This is a genomic window from Streptomyces sp. NPDC002309, assembly GCF_053593375.1.
The window spans coordinates 172704-190392 of the sequence record NZ_JBSFCI010000006.1 but is presented as its reverse complement, the minus strand read 5'-3'; the positions used below and the strand labels follow the sequence as shown (position 1 = coordinate 190392).

The following is a 17689-nucleotide window of genomic DNA, read 5'->3' as shown; positions in this document are numbered from 1 at the left end:
CGCGCCGTCCGGCTCCATCCGGGCGGGGAATCACAGCGTGCGCTGTGCCGCCGGCAGTGGGACGGGGTCCTGAGGCGCGTTCGTGGCGGGCCCGGCGATTTCCCGGCCGACGGCCTCCCGGGCGGCCGCGACACGCGACGTGAGCTGCTCTCGCAGGCTGTTCGGTGTGTCGTTCATCTTCCTGTCCCACCGGGTCGTTCAGCCAGCTCGTCGAGCACCAGGCGCTCGATCGCGGCCGCGAAGTCGGCGAGGACCGGTCGGTCGAACAGTGTCTGCACCGGGATCGCGATCCGCAGTGCGTCACGCAGTCGGCCGACGACGCGGGTGGCGGCGAAGGAGTGGCCGCCGAGCGCGAAGAAGTTGCCGTCGGCCCAGATCTCCGGCCGGTCCAGCACCTTGGCCCATACGGTCGCGACGAGCCGCTCCGCGTCGCCGTCCGGCGCCACGGGTACGCGCCTGGTGTCCTTCGGTTCGGGAAGGGCCGACCGGTCGAGTTTGCCGCTGGCCGTCTTCGGCAGTTCGGCGAGGGCCGTCCACCGTCTCGGCACCAGGTGGTCCGGCAGCCGTGTCCGCAGCCGCGCCTCGACGGCGGCACAGTCCACGCCCTCGGGGACCACATGACCCTCCAGGTGGGCGTCGGCGCCGGAGCCGCCCACGGTGACGACGCCGTCGGTGACCTGCGGGTCATCCCGCAGTGCCGCCTCCACTTCGCCGAGTTCGATCCGGTATCCGCGTACCTTGACCTGGTTGTCGAACCGGCCGTGGAACTCGAGCAGTCCGTCGTCCCGCCAGCGTGCCTTGTCCCGGGTCCGGTAGCACCGCCCGCCGGGTACCAGCGGGTCGGCCACGAAGGCCGGGGTGGGCAGGTTGCGGTAGCCGCGAGCGACGCCGGCTCCGCCGATCCACAGCTCCCCCACCACCCCCGGGGGTACGAGCCGGCCGAGCGGGTCCATCACGTAGCAGCGGTAACCCGGATTGGGGCGACCCAGCGGGATCCTCCCGCCGTCCACGGCGCGTACCCGGTGCATGTGGGAGGTCACCGTCGTCTCGGTCGGACCGTACTGGTGCCACAACTGCCCGACCCGCGCGAGGACGCCGGCGGCGAGCTCCGGGTCGAGGACCTCCGCGCCCGCCATGACGCGCAGGGCCGGCATCGTCGGCAGGTCGGCGGCCATGAGCATGCGCAGCGTGGTGACGGTGGTGTCCAGCATCGTCACGCCGCTGTCGACGAGCCGTTCCACCAGCGCGTAGCCGTCCGTCGTGCACGCCCGTTCCACGACGACGCAGCGGCCTCCGGCGGTCAGCGGTGTCCAGATCTGCTGGACGGACATGTCGAAGGAGAGCGGCGCGATCAGGGGCACGGAGTCCGTGGGGCCGGTCCCGAGTACGGCGGCGACTGCGGTGACGCAGGCGGCCACGTTGGCGTGGGTCACTTCCACGCCCTTGGGCCGGCCGGTCGACCCCGAGGTGTGGATGACATAGGCCGTCCGCCCCGGGTCGGGGACGGGCAGCCGCAGGTCCGCGCCATTGGCGGCGAGTTCGTCGATGTCCAGTCCGGGCAGCCCGGCCGGGGCCGGCCCGCGGGCCAGCACGACCCGTACGCCACCGTCGGCGGCCGACCAGGCGAGCCGGTCGTCGGGGTAGTCGGGGTCCAGGGGCAGATAGCCCGCCCCCGCCCGCCAGACGGCCAGCACTGCGGCGGGGAGCAGATGATCGCGCGGCAGACTCACTCCGACGACGTCTCCGGGGCGCACCCCCGCGCTCACGAGGCCCGTGGCGACCCGGCGGGACCACGCCTCCAGTTCGCCGTAGGACAGCTGACCGTCCGGACCGCTGACGGCCACCGCGTCCGGCCGGGTCTCGGCCTGGGACAGGACCGCCTCGATCACGGTCGCCGGACGGTTGGCCGGCAGAGCGGGGCCTTCGCCGAGAGCCAGCAGCGCAGCGCGCTCCCGCTCGTTCACCAGGTCGAGGGCCGACAGCGGGAGGTCGGGGTCGGACAGCCCCGCTCGCAGGGTGCTGACGACGCGCTCGGCGAAGGCCACCATGTCGGCCCTGTCGAAGCGCCGTTCGGCGTATGCGATCTGCAACTCCACGTCGGTCGCGGTTCGCGCCACGAGAACGGTCAGCTCGTTCCCGGCGGCGCCGGTGCCGCGATCGGTGTGCAGATCCAGCCGGATCCGGTCGGCGGTCACGGTCGCCGGCTGGTCGAGGGGCTGCACGCTCAGGATCACGGGGGTTCGCGAGGCACCGGAGGAGCGGTGGGCGGGCAGGTGTCCGAGAAGGTCCGCGGCCGGCACCTCCTGGTGGGCGAGCGCGGCCGTGGTCGTGGCGGCGCACCGCTGGACGAGGTCGCGGAAGGTCGGTGCCTCGTCCGTCCGCAGCCGTAGCGGGAGAACGTCGACCAAGGGACCGAGCAGCGCTTCCGTGCCGGGCCGCTGCCTGCGTGCGGCGGCGGCCCCGATCACCACGTCGGTGCGACCGGTGAGGCCCGCGACCACGAGCCCCAGCGCGGCGAGGTGTCCGGCGAACGGCGTGGTGCCGCTCGTGGTCGCGAACCGCTGCAGCCGGTGCACCAGTTCGCGGTCCAGCGCAACGGTGATCCGGGCGCTCTCGTGGCCGGGCGGCCCGGCGCGGCCGGGCAGGTCGTCCGGGATGACGGCATCGGCGAGCTCCGCGCGCCAGAACGCGTCGAGTCGTTCCCGGCGTCCCGGTACGGCGTCCAGTTCCCGCTCGTGCAACGCGATGTCGCCGACCTGCACCGGCGGCGCGGTCACCGGCTCCCCCGCGAGTTCGGCCGCCAGCTCCCGCAGGAACGGAGTGACCGAACCGCCGTCGAAAGCGATGTGGTCGACGACCACGATCAACTCGGCGACCTCGTCGGCCAGGCGCGCCAAGGTGGCCCGCATCAGCGGCGCCTCACCGGACGGATCGAATACGTGCCCGGCCGCGATCCGGTGCACCTCGGCGAGCCGTTCCCCCTGCGCCGCCGTGGACACACCGCGCAGGTCGACCTCGTCCACCGGGACGGGGCCGGCGGGGCGGATGACCAGGTACGGCTCGGCGTCGCCGGCGACGGCACCGCGCAGCACTTCGTGCCGCCGCACGATCGCGGTCAGCGCGTCCCGCACCGCCGGCGCGGTCACCGGACCGTGTACGCCGACGGGCATCGCCAGTGTGGTGACCGGCTCGGACGGCGTGAGTTGCCGCAGGAGCCAGAACTCGCGCTGCGCGGCCGTGAGCGGACAGCGGTCGAACTCCGGCCGCCTGCGCAACTGCGGCTCCGGCTCGACCGTCGGGAGCGCGCGGGCCAGTCCCTCGACCGTCGGGTGGGCCAGGAAGGCGGCGAGCGGTACCGCCGTGCCGCGCCGCCGCGCGAGTTCGCCGACCACGCGCGCCGCGGCCAGCGAGTGCCCCCCGAGGTCGGCGAACCGGTCGTCGACACCGACCTCCGTGATCCCGAGGACCTCGGCGATCACGTCGGCGATCTGCTGTTCGGTCTCGTCCCGCGGCGCGACGTACGGGGATTCGGGAGGACGTCCGACCGTGATCGGCGGGAGGGCCGACCGGTCGGCCTTGCCATGGGCCGCGACCGGGATCCGCGCCAGCACCGCGATCCGCCACGGCACCAGGTAGGCGGGCACCCGGGAACCCAGCCAGTCCCGCAGTTCCGCCTCGGTGACCGTGTCCGCCTCGACGTAGCCGACCAGGCGGTCGGAGTCGGCGATCACGACGGCGTGCCGCACTCCGGGGTGGGAGGCGAGCACGGCCTCGACCTCCCCGGGCTCCACGCGGTGACCGCGCACCTTGACCTGGTCGTCGGCGCGCCCGGCGAAGTAGTACGTCTCGCCCTCGCGCCGGACCAGATCCCCGGTGCGGTACCCGAAGGCGCCGAAGCTCCGCGCGGTCGCCTCGGGCCGGCCCAGGTAGCCACGCGCCACACCCGGCCCGGCGACCCACAGCTCGCCCACCTCACCCTCGGGCAGCACCGTGCCGTCGTCCCCCCGCACAGACAGCCACGCTCCTGCTATCGCCCGGCCGATCGGGGGTGGCGCGGGATCGTTCCTGTCCACCTCGGCCACCACGCAGATGACCGTGCACTCGGTCGGGCCGTAGGCGTTGAGCACCCGGGTCACCTGCGGGTTGGCGAAGATCCTGTCGTACAGGGCGCGAGTCGCCGCTTCGCCGCCGGTCACCACGATCCGTACGTTCGGGGGCAGCGGCTCCCGCAGCAGCACCGAGAGCGCCGACGGGACCACCGCCATCATGGTGATCTCCTGGCGGGCCGGCAGGTCCGGCACCGCGAGCAGGTTGTCGGCGAGGAGAACCGTGCCACCGAGGACCAGGGGAATGAAGATCTCCCAGACCGAGGCGTCGAAGCACACCGACGACGCGGCCAGCACGCCGCGTGTCTCGTCGGGCGAGAACGACCGGGCGGCCCAGCTCAGGAAGTTGACGACGTTGCGGTGCTCGACGACCACGCCCTTGGGCGTCCCGGTCGAGCCGGAGGTGTAGATGACGTACGCGGCGTCCCGGTCGGAGACCGGCAGGCCCAGGCCGGCCGCGGGCCGTACGTCGTCGACACGCAGCACGGTGGTGGCGGACGGCAGGACCTGCTCGGCGCCCGGGGACGCCAGCACGACCGTCAGCCCCGCGTCCTCGACGATGAACCGGGTCCGTTCCTCCGGGTACGCCCGGTCCAGCGGGACGTAAGCCGCACCGGCCTTCAGCACCCCCAGCAGGGTCGGAACCAGCCGTTCGTCCCGGTCGACGCAGACGCCCACCAGGTCGCCGCGCCGCACCCCGTGCTCGTGCAGCCGTCGGGCGATGCCGTCCGCCCGCCGGTCGACCTCGGCATAGCTGAGGCGTGTCGTCCCGGAGACCACCGCGGTGCGATCGGGTGTCCGCCGCGCCTGGCGCTCGAACGCCTCGTGCAGGCAGGACGTGCCGTCGAGGGCGTCGGCGACGCTCGCCCGGGACGGCGGTGTGGCCCCCTCGTTACGGCGGAACTCGTGGCTCATTGCTCTGAATTGCTTTCTCGAAGTGACGCGCGGGCCCGCCGTGCTGGGAGCCGCCTGGGTCGTACCGGCCGTTCGTCGGCCGGTCACAGGAGTGAGGCGCGGATCGCCGCGCCGGCCTGCCGGGTGCTCAGCGACCCGCCGATGTCGGGTGTGCAGCGGCCGGCGGTGATCGCCGCGGAGACGGCCTGCCTGATCGCCGCCGCCTCCGTGGACAGCTGGAGGCCGTCGCAGAGCAGCGCCGCGCTGAGGATCGCGCCGACGGGATTCGCCCTCCCCTGCCCGGCGAGGTCGGGTGCGCTGCCGTGCACCGGCTCGTACAGGCCGAAGCCCGTTGTGGGGTTCAGGTTCGCCGAGGCGGCCATCCCCAGCCCGCCGGCGAGCGCCGCCGCCAGGTCGCTCAGGATGTCCCCGTGCGCGTTGCCGCTGACGATGACGTCGAAGGAGGACGGGTCGGTCACGAGGTTCATCGCCGCCGCGTCCACGTAGAGGTGGGACCGGCCGATGTCGGGACGGCGCTCGGCGGCCTCCTGCCAGCAGCGCTGCCAGAGCCGCCCGCCGTGGGGCACCGCGTTGGACTTGTCGACCAGGCAGACCGACTCGCGGGCGATGGAGAACGCGTAGTCGATGATCCGCGAGACCCCGTGGTGGGTGTTGACCTCTTCGTCGATGGCCACCTCTTCGGCGGTGCCCGCGCGCAGTGTGCCGCCGAAGCCGGAGTACAGGCCCTCCGAGTTCTCCCGCACGATCACGCAGTCCATCCGGCGCCTGCGCTCGTCACGCAGCGGGCTGAGCCGGGCGTCCCACAGGAGCACCGGCCGGTGGTTCACGTACAGGTCGAGCTCGAAGCGCAGTCCGAGGAGGACCCCGCGGGCGTAGTCCGGGCTCGTCACGCGGGGGTCTCCGACGGCACCGAGCAGCGCCGCCCCGGCGTCGCGCACGCGCTCGAAGTCCTTGTCCGCCATGCCCTGGCCGGTCGCAAGGTAGTTCCCGGCGTTGATGTGGTCGAGGACGTCGAAGTCGAGGCCGATCTGCATCCGGTCGAGCAGTTCGACCGCCTCGGCCGTCACCTCGGGCCCGATTCCGTCCCCGGGTATGACCGCGATCGTCGTCACTTTCGACTCCTCATCACCACACGCACGCCTGTGCGAGGTCGGCCGGTCGAAGCGCCGGTCGCCGTCCGGATGTCCCTCATGACCGGCTCTCCGGCCGCAGGGAGGCGAGCCGGCGTTCGGCCGCGTCGAGGGAGGCTTCCGGCTTGTTGAACGCGACGCGCACGAACCCGGAGTCCGTGTCGCGGTCGCTGAGGAACAGTCGGCCCGGCACGACCAGCACGCCGTGGTCGCCCGCGAGCCGCTCGACGAAGCCCTGACAGCCCTCGGGCCGGTACGGGCCCAGTTCCGCCGTGACGTAGCAGCCGCCCTCCGGTGAGGGGCAGTTCAGCCCGGCACGCCGGAGGATGTCCACGGTCCTGTCCCGCAGCGCCTGCATCACGGGGCGGGGGTCCCAGGCTGTTCCGCCGATGAGCCCTGACCGCGCCGCGGCCTGCTGCAACGGGGCGGCCGTGCCGCCCGTCAGACCCATGTGCACCTTCCGCAGCGCCCGGGTGACGGCCGGCGCGGCGCGCAGGAAGCCCAGGCGCCAGCCGCTGATGGCGTAAGCCTTGGAGAGGCTTCCCACGACGACGCTGCGCCCTCGCAGGGCCGGCACGTCGGCCGCCGAGATGTGCCGGCGGCCGTCGTAGACATAGGCGGCGTACGTCTCGTCGGAGATGACGAACAGGTCGTACCGCTCGCACAGTTGCGCGATCTCCGTCCACTCCTCCGTCCCGAGGACGCGCCCTGTCGGGTTGTTCGGTGAGTTGAGCAGGATCGCCTTGGTGCGGGGCCCGATGGCAGCCCGGAGACGCGCGGAGTCCCAGCGCCATGCGGGCGCCCGGACCCGCACGAAGCGCGGTTCGGCCGAGGCCATGGCGATCGCGCCGGCGAAGTTCTCGTAGAAGGGTTCGATGACGACGATCTCGTCACCGGGGTCGAGCAGCGTCAGCATCGCCGCGCTGAGCCCTTCGGACGCTCCCACCGTGACCGTGACCTCGGTCTCCGGGTCGGCCGGTGTCGTGAAGGACTGCGCCAGCAGCGCCCGCAGTTCGGGGTTGCCGCGTACGTCGGCGTACTGGTTGTGCCCCTCGCGCACGGCCGTGCCGGCCTGCTCGATCAGTGCCTCCGGCGGCCGCGGCCACCCAGGGGTTCCCAGGGCGAGATCGACCGTGGTCCCGGCGCGTGCCGTCTGCGTCAGCGCGCCGAGGCCGCTCTCCGGGACGCGCAGCAGACGGCGAGCGCCGGCGAAAGCCTCCTTGGGAGAGGCCGCGTTCCTTGCCGTGGTCATTCTCCGCCGCCCTCGCTCGTCCGGGAATGCCCGGCACCACGCGGGATGCGGGGCAGCCAGTGGGGCCGGGCCTGTTCGTAGTCCGCGATGTCGGCGGTGTGGCGCAGGGTGACCTCGATGTCGTCGAGTCCGCTGAGCAGGAGGCGGCGTGCGCGCTCGTCGATGTCGAACGACCACACGTCCGGGCCGGTGGTCACCTCGCGGCTGTCCAGGTCGACGGTCAGTTCGAAGGCGGGATCGGCCTCGCTGCGCCGCATCAGGCTCTCCACGGCGTCGTCCGGCAGCACCACCGTGAGCAGTCCGTTCCTGAGCGCGTTGCGCGTGAAGATGTCACCGAACCGGGAGGCGACGACGACGGTGAACCCCCAGTCGCGCAGGGCCCAGACCGCGTGCTCCCGTGAGCTTCCGGTGCCGAAGTTCGCTTCGGCCAGCAGGACCGTGCCCGCTCGGTAGGCGGGGCGGTTGAGGACGAATCCGGGATCGGTGCGCCAGCCCGCGAACAGGCCTTCCGCCAGGCCGTCCCGCGTGATCCTCTTGCAGAACGCGGCGGGGATGATCTGATCGGTGTCGACGTCGCCGCGGCGCATCGGAACGGTCCGCCCGGTGTGTGAGGTGAACGGCTTCATGGTCGCTGTCACTCCAGGTCCTGTGGGGCGGCGAACCGGCCAGCCACCGCCGTGGCGGCGGCCACCGCGGGCGAGACGAGGTGGGTGCGCGCGCGGTCCCCCTGACGCCCCTCGAAGTTGCGGTTCGAGGTGGAAGCCACACGTTCGGAGCCCGCCAGGCGGTCCGCGTTCATCCCCAGGCACATGGAGCATCCGGGGAGCCGCCACTCGGCTCCCGCCGCGAGGAAGACCTCGTGCAGGCCCTCTTCCTCGGCCTGGGCCCGGACGCGGCCGGAACCCGGCACGACGAGCATCCGGACACCGGGGCTGACACGCCGGTCGCGCAGTACGACGGCCGCCGCGCGCAGATCCTCGATCCGTCCGTTGGTGCACGACCCGAGGAAGACCGTGTCGACCGCGACATCGCGCATGCGCGTGCCCGGTCGCAGCCCCATGTAGGCGAGCGCCCGCTCCGCGGTCGCGCGCTCCGCCGGGTCGTCGAACGCGTCCGGCGCCGGTACCGCGTCGTCGAGTGCGACGGTGTGCCCCGGGTTCGTCCCCCAGCTCACCTGGGGTGCCAGGGCGGACAGGTCGATCTCGACGACCCGGTCGAAGACCGCGGACTCATCGGTGACCAGCGTCCGCCAGTGCGCCGTCGCGTCCTCCCACGCCTGGCCCGTCGGGGCGTGGGGCCGGCCCTTCAGGTACGCGAGGGTGGTGTCGTCCGGTGCGACCATCCCGGCACGTGCGCCGGCTTCGATGCTCATGTTGCACAGGGTCATCCGGCTCTCCATGGACATCGCCCTGACGGCCGCGCCCCGGTACTCGATCAGGTGCCCCTGGCCTCCGTCGGTCCCGATCCGGGCGATGAGAGCCAGGACGACGTCCTTGGCCGTGGTGCCCTCGGGAGGCAGGCCCAGGAACTCGACCGCCATGGTCCTGGGACGAGGCACGGCGAGCGTCTGTGTGGCCAGGACGTGCTCGACGTCGCTGGTGCCCACACCGAAGGCGAGTGCCCCGAGAGCCCCGTGGGTCGAGGTGTGGCTGTCGCCGCAGACGACGAGCACGCCGGGCTGGACGAGTCCCAGTTCGGGGCCGACGACGTGGACGATGCCCTGCCGGCCGTCGCCCAGGGAGTACAACTCGATGTCGTGTTCCGCGCAGTTGCGGCGCAGTGCCGAGATCTGGGTGCGACCTCCCTCGTCGAGCACCAGCGCCGGGTGGGTGGGCACGTTGTGGTCCTCGACCGCCAGGGTCGACTCCGGGCGTCGCACACGGCGTCCCGCCAGCCGCAGGCCCTCGAACGCCTGGGGCGACGTCACCTCGTGCAGGAGATGCAGGTCGATGTAGAGCAGATCGGTGTGCTCGTCGATGTCGCGGACGACATGGCTCCGCCAGAGCTTCTCCGCCAGGGTCAGTCCACTCATCGGGCGCTCACCGCGGTCGCCTTGGCCAGCTCGCCGAGGATCTCCTCGCGCAGGACGTCCAGTTCGACGCAGTCTCCGCCGACGCGGCCGTTGACGAACTTGTCGAACAGCGCGTCGACGGTGGTGTCGTCGACGGAGAGTCCGGACCGGGACAGGACGTGGCGCAGGATCGCGCGACCGGAGTGCCGCGCGACGAGCAGGGAGGTCTCCCGGCCGAACCGGGCCGGGCGCACGTACTCGTACGTCGACGGGTTCTGCAGGATTCCCTGCTGGTGGATGCCGGCAGCGGTCGCGAAGGCGAACGCACCGAATATCGCCTTGTTCCGCGGCTCTTCCAGGCCGATCACGTTCCGCAGCAGGGCATAGGCGTCGTACATCGACTCGGTGGTGACGTCCGTGTAGGCACCCAGCTGCTCGCTCTTGTAGGCGAGCAGCGCCACGACCTCTTCGAGCGCGGTGTTGCCGGCGCGTTCACCGATGCCGCCCAAGGTGACCTGGACCTCGTCGGCGCCCGCCTCGATGCCCGCCACGGTGTTGGCCAGCGCCAGGCCGAAGTCGTCGTGGCAGTGCACGGAGACCTTGAAGGGCGCCGGTGTCCACTCGCGCACGGCGGCGACGAGCGCACCGAACTCCGCCGGGGTCGAGCAGCCGGTGGTGTCGCCGATGGCCACCAGGTCGGCGCCTGCTTCCAGGGCGGTCTCGATGGTGGCGCGGACGAGGTCACGCGTGCCGCGGGTCGCGTCCTCCACCGCCACGGAGACCTTCGGCACGGCGAGGGCCCGCGCGAACTCCACGGTGTCCCGCAGCTCGCGCAGCGCGACCTCGCGGCTGATGCCACGCTTGTGCTCCAGGTGGACCTCGCTGCCGGTGGCAAGCACCTGGACCTGGTGGTTCCTCGTCCCCGCGGCCTGCACCGCGAGTTCGACATCGTGGCGTGTCGCCCGGCAGAAGGTGGCGATCTGCGCCGAGGTGAGGTTGCTCGCGATCAGTTGCGTCGCTCGGAAGTCACTCGGCGAGGACGCGGGAAAACCCGCCTCGATGACGTCTACGCCCAGTGCCTGGATGCGCATGGCCAGATCGAGTTTCTGCTCGGGATCCATGCCGTTGCGGGGTGCTTGTTCTCCGTCGCGCAGAGTCGTATCGAAAACCGAGATACGGCGAGGTTTCGGAAGTGGATGAATTGTCATGCTATCGGTTTTCGCTCGTTTGTCCGTTGTCCGGGTTCGATGGCTGATCGAGGGGGCACCAGGCCGCCGGTGGATCAGTGTGCGGAGGGCTTCTGAGGCGCCGTGCGCCGGTTACGCGTTCTTGACGCCGGACGGGATCTTCTTGACGCGGTCCAGACGGACTTTCAAAGAGAGGGAACAATTCCTTCGAGGAGGCTGCGCTCATGGGATTCCTCGTGATCCACGCCGCCCGGCATATGGCCCACGAATTTGATGTTCGCGCCATTGCTGTCGAGGACGGTGACGCCGCGCCCCGGCTCGGCAAGAGCAGCCTCGACGTCCGCGAGTTCCACCTCGGTATTCTCGCGGATACAGAATTCGGACGGCTTTCTGATGGGCGGCAGTTCGCCGTGCCGTTCTCGTACCGCTGCATGCCGGTTGAAGGGGTCGCGGTACATACGGGAGCCCGGAATGATCGCCGGTGCGGCACCCTCATGTCCAGGGAGGTCCAGCCGAGACCGGGGAAACACCTGTCCTGTGTCCTGATAGGTGATCATTTCGACCAGCGACGCGTGCGGGTAGACCGTGCGTTCGTTGGTGTACCGCGTCTTCGTTGACGTAGCGCGCCTTCGTTGGCGTACCGCGCCTGTTCACCCGCGCCCTCGATCAGTGCTCCCCCGCCGGAATGGCTGCCCCGGTGCGCCGAGGTGAGCGGGAGCCCTCTACACCAAACCGACCTGAGTTGCTTGGCCGGTGACTCCGAGACCGCGGAATCGACGGGATACGGCCAGGTGCAGCGAGTGTCGGTGGCGGATATCAACTCCGCCACCGGCTCAAGGTTCATCATGGTGACGCCTTAGCTTCCAAAAACTACTTCTCAGCCTGCCGAGGGCTCGGATAGCTCGATCGCGAATGAAAAGCGGGCTGATTCGGTGCTGCTCAGGCTCATCCGAAACCTAGCATCGGCACAGGAAGCGCACGCCTCGGCCGGCGTATGGGGAGGGTTAAGGTTTCCGTCGACTTGTCACACGGGAGACACACGTCCACAGCGGCCTCGTACGGACCTCTCAGCCGTCGGCGAGGCGTGCCGGGTCCGAAACGAGATCGGTGTTCTTGGTCTGATGCAACATGACGGACCGGGCTTGCCCCCGATGGCGATCTAGGCGCCCATGGCAAGTACTCCTGGCCCCGGGAGGCGGGATACCGGCGGAACTCCCGCGCCGTGAGCCGGATTCCAGGGCGCCATTCCACCGCGCACGGAAGGCATCGCGGGCGGCACCCTCGACAGCGGTGCCCCGATGGCGGGGGCCAGGACCAGCGCCTCGGCATCGCGGTCCTGCCGGGCCGGCCCGTGCGTCTGCGTCTGTGCCTCGATGTGGTCGTCGAGAGCGTCTTGGTTCATCGGCCGGCGCACGTTCGATGCGGCCCATGCAATCCGCCGTACCGAAGTCCGAGAGCTCGTGGCAGCCGGCTGGGGGCGGAACGTGGTCGGCGCCGGCGTGGCCACGGATGCGGCACGGGCGCCCACCTCTCTATTCGTCTTCGAGCTGCTCGCCCAAGTCGATGTCGCCGTTCTCGTCGATGTCGCGGCTGTCCCGCGGCCCTTGCGAGATGACAAGCGCCTCGTAGTCGTCCTGCGAGAGCCCTTCGCAGGCTTCGGGCCGCACATCTTCGACATCGACGGCGACCGCCGTGCTGGCGAGGGCTGTCCGGCATTCCTCCGCGATCTCTTCCTGGGACTCGCCGCACCCGGCGGTGAGGGCTGAGAGGGCGAGCAGGGCAGCGCAGGCGGCGGTGCGGGTTCTCATGGGGCCCCCAAGGACGTCGTGTCACTGAGGGTGCATCATGCGCCGCGGGGAAACAACGTGAAGGTGGTACGGCCGTCTTGTGACGCTGGACGACCGACCCAACTCCTTGAGCTCCTTGAGCTTCTTGAGCTCCTTGCGGATTGTCACGCAGTCGTCATCCCCCAAGGTGGTGCCGTGGCTCAGCGGTCGATGACGGACCACACAGCATGAGGTGGCGTGGCACCCATGCGCCGTGACGACGAGATCCGGACTGGCCCTCGGGATGGGAGATGATCTGACATCTCAGCCGTCGGCACTGCGGTTCGTAGTTCGGAAAAGACAAGGCGGCCGGCCAAGATCGGCCGGCCGCCTTTCAGAACGCGGTCATCGGGTGTGCGAGGGTTCCAGTCTGCCGTCGCGGCAGTTGCGCGGCGCGGCCACCGGATTGCAGCGGACCGGCTCGTTGCCGGGCAGCTCGGCGACGAAGTCGCTGTTGTAGCGGGCGGTCATACCGACGCTCGGGAAGTCCGTCGTGACCATCTGCGCACCGCTGGCCAGAGCGGTCTGGAGGCGGCTGTACTCGTTGTTGATGACCGTCTTCAGCGGCTCGTCCGAGCGGGTGCGGACGATGTAGCCCCGCTCGACCAGGTCGCGGATGGTCGCCTCGTTGGCGCCGCGCGGGTCGTTCACCATCGTGATCGCCGCATCCGCGTCGCCGGGGTTGCCGCGGGTGAAGACCGCGCGGCCCTGCAGGCTGGGGTGACCGTCGAGGTACATGTCGCGGATGGCGCCGGGGCCGCCGTTGTCGAAGAAGAACATCACCTTGCCGCGCGCCCAGTCCAGGGTCGGCCAGCCGTTCTTCAGGATCGACTGCTCCAGCGTCAGGCCAGGGCGGCGCAGATCGTCAGCGGTGATCAGCTGCGACTCGGAGAAGACCGAACGGATCTCCTTGTCGACGTCGTCGAGCAGCTTGCCGCTCCACGCCGGGCTGACCGCGCCGCCGAGCTTCTCCCAGCGGTCGTCGGTCTGCTTGAGCTCCAACTGCAGGACGATCGGCGCGTGCTGCGGGTTGGCCGTCGACCAGGTCTTCACCTGCTCCATGCACACCACGAGGGTGCGGCAGGTCGAGTTGTAGTCCTGATCGGCGACATGGAGGACCTTCATGCCGGGTGCGGCCATGGCCGGGTCGTCGATCGGGCCGAGACCGGCCCGCTGGCGGGCCAGCGGGTGCTGGTACAGGCCGCCGTCCGGGTCGGGCAGCAGGTCGAACTCGAGCGCGCGTACGTTCTGCCGGCCCAGCAGATCGGACACGGACGCGTGCGAATAGAAGCCCCACGACGGGTAGCCAGGGTCGATCTTGACCGACTCGGCCAGCTCGACGCCCTGCATCTCCCGGTGGAAGGCGTTGTGGGCGCCGATGAACTGGATCTCGTTCATCCGGACCCTGCCGGAGTGCGCGCCGGCGCTCTCGGCAGCCGGGTCCGTGTTCGGCTGCTGCGCCGAGAAGGCACTCGGCACGACAGCACTCGTGAAGACCGTCGTCAACACGGCGGCAAGTATGACGCCCAGGCGGGCACGGGTGATCATCAGTCCTCCATAAGTGAACAACCCCTGCAACGTAGAGATCAGTCGTGTCCCGGCAGTGCCTTCCACTCTCCGGAAGATCACCGGCAACATGAATCCTGCCTGAACAGGCCACATGCCTCCTCCGCTCGAGAACCGCCGCCGGCATGGTGATCGGCGACGCCGTCATGGTGGGGAAGGCCGGCGAACCGCACTTGCTTCGCTCTCGGGCATCACCCTCGGGGAAGAAGGCATCGTCGACCGCGATCAGTCCGGCCTCGCTCAGTTCCGGTGGGGACCATCGCCGGCGGCGTGCACGGTCTTCGGGACTGCCGCCGGGTCGGGAGCTCCAGAACCAGTCCGAGCCGGTTCAGCCGGCGTCAGGTTTCTGCTCCGCCGCAGAGTCGTAAGCGGCGCGGGCCTCGGCGATGGCGTTCCGGTGGCGCTCGGCCCAGCTCACCAGTCCGGTCAGTGAGGCGTGGAGTTCTCGGGCCATGGGCGTGAGGCTGTACTCGACTTTGGGTGGCACGGTCGGATGGACGGTGCGGATGAGCAGCCCGTCCCGCTCCAAGCGACGCAGGTTGAGGGTGAGCATGCGCCGACTGACGCCGTTGATGGCGCGTTCGAGTTCGGTGAAGCGGACCGGGCCGTGGGCGGCGGCGATCAGAATCCCGATGCTCCACTTGCCCGCGACGCGGTCGAGCACCTCGGTCACCGGGCAGGCCTCGTCCCTCACTGCGTCCGCAACACGGATGTGACTGCGTGACATAAATGTGCCTCCTTACGCCGGGCGGCAGGGTTACCGATGATGGCTGCTGTGGCAAGTCGTGAACCATAGGGGAAACCATGTCTGTTCGGGCTCTCGTCGTCGATCCGTCCGCACCCGCCGCTGCACGCCTCGCCGAGGTCTCCGACCCCGTGCTCGGACCAGGCCAGGTCCTGGTGGACGTCTCCCATGCCTCCTTGAACCACGGCGACCTCAACGACGCTCGCTCCGGTCGGGTGCCTGTGGGTGCGGTGCTCGGTTCGGACGCCGCCGGGGTGGTGGTCGAGGCGGCCACCGATGCGACCGGACCGGCGGTGGGCACCCGGGTTGTGGCCCTGACCTCGGGTGCGTTCGCCGAGCGCGTCGCGATCGATGTGGGTGCGCTTGCCGAGGTGCCCAAGGGCCTGGACCTGGCGAAGGCGGTCGCCCTGCCGGTCGCCGGAGTGGCCGCACTGCGCGCGCTGCGGGACGCCGGGCTCGGCTCGGACAAGAGGGTGTTGATCACCGGCGCCTCCGGCGGGGTCGGGCGGTTCGCCGTCCAGTTGGCGGCGCGGGCCGGTGCCCACGTGATCGCGTCCGTGGGCTCGACGGCCCGCCGGGAGGGGCTGGTCGACCTCGGCGCCGACGAGGTGCTGATCGGTCTGGATGGACTCGAGCAGCCCGTCGACGTGGTCATCGACAGCGTCGGCGGCCCCCAACTGGTGGCGGCATGGGGCCTGCTCGCTCCCGGGGGCAGTCTGCAGAGCGTCGGCTGGACTTCCGGGGAGCCGGCGGTCTTTCCCCCGTATGCGACCGTCGGCCCGGCCAAGTCGCTGAAGTCCTTCGTCATAGAGGGCGATGCCGGCCCGGACCTGGCCGTTCTCACTGAGCTGGCTGCTGAGGGGGCCCTCACTGTCGAGATCGGCTGGCAGGGATCCTGGGACCGTTTCGCCGAGGCCGCCGAAGCCCTCCGCGAGCGCCGTGTCTCCGGAAAAGCGGTCCTACGGGTGTCACGCGGTCAGCGGTATGCGCCGACGCTTCCTCCTCGGGGCCAGTAGGGCTTGGTCACGTTCTTATCGGTGTCAGCATGTCGCGGTGCCGGTTGGGGCAGGCGTCGGCCCAGCGGACGAGCGGTGTCTCCAGCTCACGAGCGACTTGGTAGCGGCTCGGTCCTGCGCCACGCCTTTCGGGCCTCGCGCGCATCGAAGACGATGACCGGGAGAGGAAGCGGTCCCTGGGCCTTGCCCCCTTCGAAGGCCGCACCTGGAACGGCCGCGACCACTACGTCATCCTGTTCTCCCGCCGACGCAGTTCGGTCAGCCGGACCAGGGTCGGCCTGCCGCATGCGGCAGGGGCCCATGACCGACGAAGCGCGGTCGTGGGGCATCGACTTCCCCCTGGTCGTGGCGGGCCGCCGAAGACGGCGACGCCGCCGCCCTCAGGCAACGGCTCGGAGGAACGCGGCTTGCCCTGCGAGGGGACGGCGGTAGACCATCCGGCATCAACTCTCAGGGTGAACTTGGAGCTGACGGTCAGACAGTCCCTCGGCGCTGCCCACGGAACCCGCACGTACCGAGGTGTCCACGTCACCGATCCGACGGGCGAGTGCCCGCAAGGCATCGGAAGACGGGGAGCCGGGTTCAGCCGTACTCACGAACAACCACTGGTCCGGGTCACCGGGAAAGACCAGGGCCTCATAGTCCAAGGTGACTTCGCCGAGCAAGGGGTGCCGGTAGTGCCTGGTGCCGTGGGAGAACTCCTCCACGTCGTGCGCGGCCCACCATCGGCGAAAGTCTTCGTCCACGGCCAACATCTGGTCGATCAGCTGGGTCAGTTGTGGATCGTCCGGATGCCGACCGGCGTACAGGTGCAACCCTGTGACGACCATGCGGGCGGCCATGTCCCAGTCGATGAACAGTTCACGCGCGGCAGGGTCAAAAAATACGAATCGCGCCAGATTGCGCTCACGGGCCGGTACGGCATTGAAATCGGCATACATCGCGCAAGCCATGCGATTGAAGGCAAGGACGTCCATGCGGCCGTCCAGAATCATGGCAGGGGCATCCCGAAGAACCTCGAGCAGCGCGTACGCACCCGGACGCACTCGCCATGGAACGGCGGGCCGGCTCACCCTGGCCACCGACTGCGGTCTGGCCAGGTTGAACAGATGCGCACGCTCGACATCATCCAGCCGCAGAGCACGAGCCACGGCCGCCAGCACCCCTTCCGACGCGTTGGCCACGCGTCCCCGTTCCAGACGGATGTAGTAGTCCGCGCTCAATCCGGCCGAGAGCGCAACCTCCTCGCGGCGCAGTCCCGGGACACGCCGACCCGCCCCCGGCGTGACCCCGACCTGTTCAGGAGTCACCCGGGCGCGTCGCGAGCGCAGAAAGTCGCTCAGCTCTTTGTTGTCACCTGATCCGGACGAGGTGCCCATATATCGAGGCTAGCCCTCGACGCGGCATCCCGGCAAACGCACTGCGCAATAGTGCGGCAACGTGAGAAATTCCCTACCTGTGAAACAGGAATTCCTGAATCTGTCGCCTTGAAAAGGCCAATTGGAGTCGGCCCCGTCTATCTCCAGAGCAACTGCTGAATTCTAACAGGCGGGGGCTTCCCTGAATGCGGTCTTGGCAATTCCAGGCGGATTCAGAATTACCTCAACGATGAAAGCGGGTCGGTGAGGATTTCTGAGGTCGCGGGTGCCCATACACCCGACACCGGCTCACCTTCCACGTCGATCCGGTGGTGGTCCGCCTGCCACTACCCATCCACGCGGAAGTGATCAGGCTCCGGGACATGCGGGACTTGCTGTCGTGCAGGCGTCGGCCGTGCCCGTGTCGACGTGGATCAAGCCGCGTCATCCCGAATCCTGAGCGGCCGGTCACTCGGCGGCAGGGAAGGGGGTCTGCCAGTACCTGGACCGGCAGGCCATGGCCGAAGCAGGCCTGCTCGACCGCCCCCAAGCGGCTTTCCGGCTGGTTCTCTGGATT

13 protein-coding genes are annotated in these 17689 nt (G+C 70.1%); 1 reads left to right on the top strand and 12 read right to left on the bottom strand.

Features of this window, described 5'->3' with window-relative positions; genetic code table 11:
- Positions 1–30: 30 nt before the first annotated feature.
- From ACWCPM_RS07760 to ACWCPM_RS07710, 11 genes are all read right to left on the bottom strand, one after another.
- Positions 31–177 (bottom strand): hypothetical protein, encoded by a 147-nt coding sequence (locus ACWCPM_RS07760; RefSeq protein ID WP_450975232.1) that lies wholly within the window; start codon positions 175–177, stop codon positions 31–33.
- On the bottom strand, positions 174–5021 hold the full coding sequence (locus ACWCPM_RS07755; RefSeq protein ID WP_450975231.1) for an amino acid adenylation domain-containing protein: 4848 nt from the start codon (positions 5019–5021) through the stop codon (positions 174–176). Before ACWCPM_RS07755 ends, ACWCPM_RS07760 begins: the two co-directional genes overlap by 4 nt.
- A gap of 83 nt (positions 5022–5104) precedes the next feature.
- A complete protein-coding gene (locus ACWCPM_RS07750) occupies positions 5105–6133 on the bottom strand; it encodes an isocitrate/isopropylmalate dehydrogenase family protein (RefSeq protein ID WP_450975230.1) in 1029 nt (342 codons plus the stop codon).
- A gap of 76 nt (positions 6134–6209) precedes the next feature.
- Positions 6210–7403, bottom strand: a complete 1194-nt coding sequence (locus ACWCPM_RS07745) for a pyridoxal phosphate-dependent aminotransferase (protein ID WP_450975229.1) — start codon at positions 7401–7403, stop codon at positions 6210–6212.
- Positions 7400–8029, bottom strand: a complete 630-nt coding sequence (gene leuD / locus ACWCPM_RS07740; RefSeq protein WP_450975274.1) for a 3-isopropylmalate dehydratase small subunit — start codon at positions 8027–8029, stop codon at positions 7400–7402. Before leuD ends, ACWCPM_RS07745 begins: the two co-directional genes overlap by 4 nt.
- Before the next feature lie 8 nt (positions 8030–8037).
- On the bottom strand, positions 8038–9435 hold the full coding sequence (gene leuC / locus ACWCPM_RS07735; RefSeq protein WP_450975228.1) for a 3-isopropylmalate dehydratase large subunit: 1398 nt from the start codon (positions 9433–9435) through the stop codon (positions 8038–8040).
- On the bottom strand, positions 9432–10622 hold the full coding sequence (locus tag ACWCPM_RS07730) for a LeuA family protein (RefSeq protein ID WP_450975227.1): 1191 nt from the start codon (positions 10620–10622) through the stop codon (positions 9432–9434). Before ACWCPM_RS07730 ends, leuC begins: the two co-directional genes overlap by 4 nt.
- A 164-nt stretch (positions 10623–10786) precedes the next feature.
- The gene (locus tag ACWCPM_RS07725; protein WP_450975226.1) at positions 10787–11158 is read right to left on the bottom strand and encodes a hypothetical protein; all 372 of its coding nucleotides are present in this window, start codon (positions 11156–11158) and stop codon (positions 10787–10789) included.
- Between the two features lie 975 nt (positions 11159–12133).
- Positions 12134–12409, bottom strand: a complete 276-nt coding sequence (locus ACWCPM_RS07720) for a hypothetical protein (RefSeq protein ID WP_450975225.1) — start codon at positions 12407–12409, stop codon at positions 12134–12136.
- 363 nt (positions 12410–12772) lie between these two features.
- A complete protein-coding gene (locus ACWCPM_RS07715; RefSeq protein ID WP_450975224.1) occupies positions 12773–13975 on the bottom strand; it encodes a phosphatidylinositol-specific phospholipase C1-like protein in 1203 nt (400 codons plus the stop codon).
- A gap of 346 nt (positions 13976–14321) precedes the next feature.
- Positions 14322–14720, bottom strand: a complete 399-nt coding sequence (locus ACWCPM_RS07710) for a winged helix-turn-helix transcriptional regulator (RefSeq protein WP_450975223.1) — start codon at positions 14718–14720, stop codon at positions 14322–14324.
- 77 nt (positions 14721–14797) lie between these two features.
- Here ACWCPM_RS07710 and ACWCPM_RS07705 point away from each other — a divergent pair, with 77 nt between their 5' ends.
- The gene (locus ACWCPM_RS07705; RefSeq protein ID WP_450975222.1) at positions 14798–15754 is read left to right on the top strand and encodes a zinc-binding dehydrogenase; all 957 of its coding nucleotides are present in this window, start codon (positions 14798–14800) and stop codon (positions 15752–15754) included.
- 443 nt (positions 15755–16197) lie between these two features.
- Here ACWCPM_RS07705 and ACWCPM_RS07700 read toward each other — a convergent pair whose 3' ends face one another.
- Positions 16198–17133, bottom strand: coding sequence for a helix-turn-helix transcriptional regulator (locus ACWCPM_RS07700; RefSeq protein WP_450975221.1), 936 nt, complete (start codon positions 17131–17133; stop codon positions 16198–16200).
- Between the last annotated feature and the right edge of the window lie 556 nt (positions 17134–17689).

Bases quoted from the DNA above. Each gene is read 5' to 3' on its own strand.
- ACWCPM_RS07745 (WP_450975229.1), bottom strand. From the start codon at position 7,403: ATGACCACGGCAAGGAACGCGGCCTCTCCCAAGGAGGCTTTCGCCGGC.
- ACWCPM_RS07720 (WP_450975225.1), bottom strand. From the start codon at position 12,409: ATGAGAACCCGCACCGCCGCCTGCGCTGCCCTGCTCGCCCTCTCAGCC.
- leuD (WP_450975274.1), bottom strand. From the start codon at position 8,029: ATGAAGCCGTTCACCTCACACACCGGGCGGACCGTTCCGATGCGCCGC.
- ACWCPM_RS07705 (WP_450975222.1), top strand. From the start codon at position 14,798: ATGTCTGTTCGGGCTCTCGTCGTCGATCCGTCCGCACCCGCCGCTGCA.
- ACWCPM_RS07760 (WP_450975232.1), bottom strand. From the start codon at position 177: ATGAACGACACACCGAACAGCCTGCGAGAGCAGCTCACGTCGCGTGTC.
- ACWCPM_RS07725 (WP_450975226.1), bottom strand. From the start codon at position 11,158: ATGATCACCTATCAGGACACAGGACAGGTGTTTCCCCGGTCTCGGCTG.
- leuC (WP_450975228.1), bottom strand. From the start codon at position 9,435: ATGAGTGGACTGACCCTGGCGGAGAAGCTCTGGCGGAGCCATGTCGTC.
- ACWCPM_RS07715 (WP_450975224.1), bottom strand. From the start codon at position 13,975: ATGATCACCCGTGCCCGCCTGGGCGTCATACTTGCCGCCGTGTTGACG.
- ACWCPM_RS07730 (WP_450975227.1), bottom strand. From the start codon at position 10,622: ATGACAATTCATCCACTTCCGAAACCTCGCCGTATCTCGGTTTTCGAT.
- ACWCPM_RS07710 (WP_450975223.1), bottom strand. From the start codon at position 14,720: ATGTCACGCAGTCACATCCGTGTTGCGGACGCAGTGAGGGACGAGGCC.
- ACWCPM_RS07755 (WP_450975231.1), bottom strand. From the start codon at position 5,021: ATGAGCCACGAGTTCCGCCGTAACGAGGGGGCCACACCGCCGTCCCGG.
- ACWCPM_RS07700 (WP_450975221.1), bottom strand. From the start codon at position 17,133: ATGGGCACCTCGTCCGGATCAGGTGACAACAAAGAGCTGAGCGACTTT.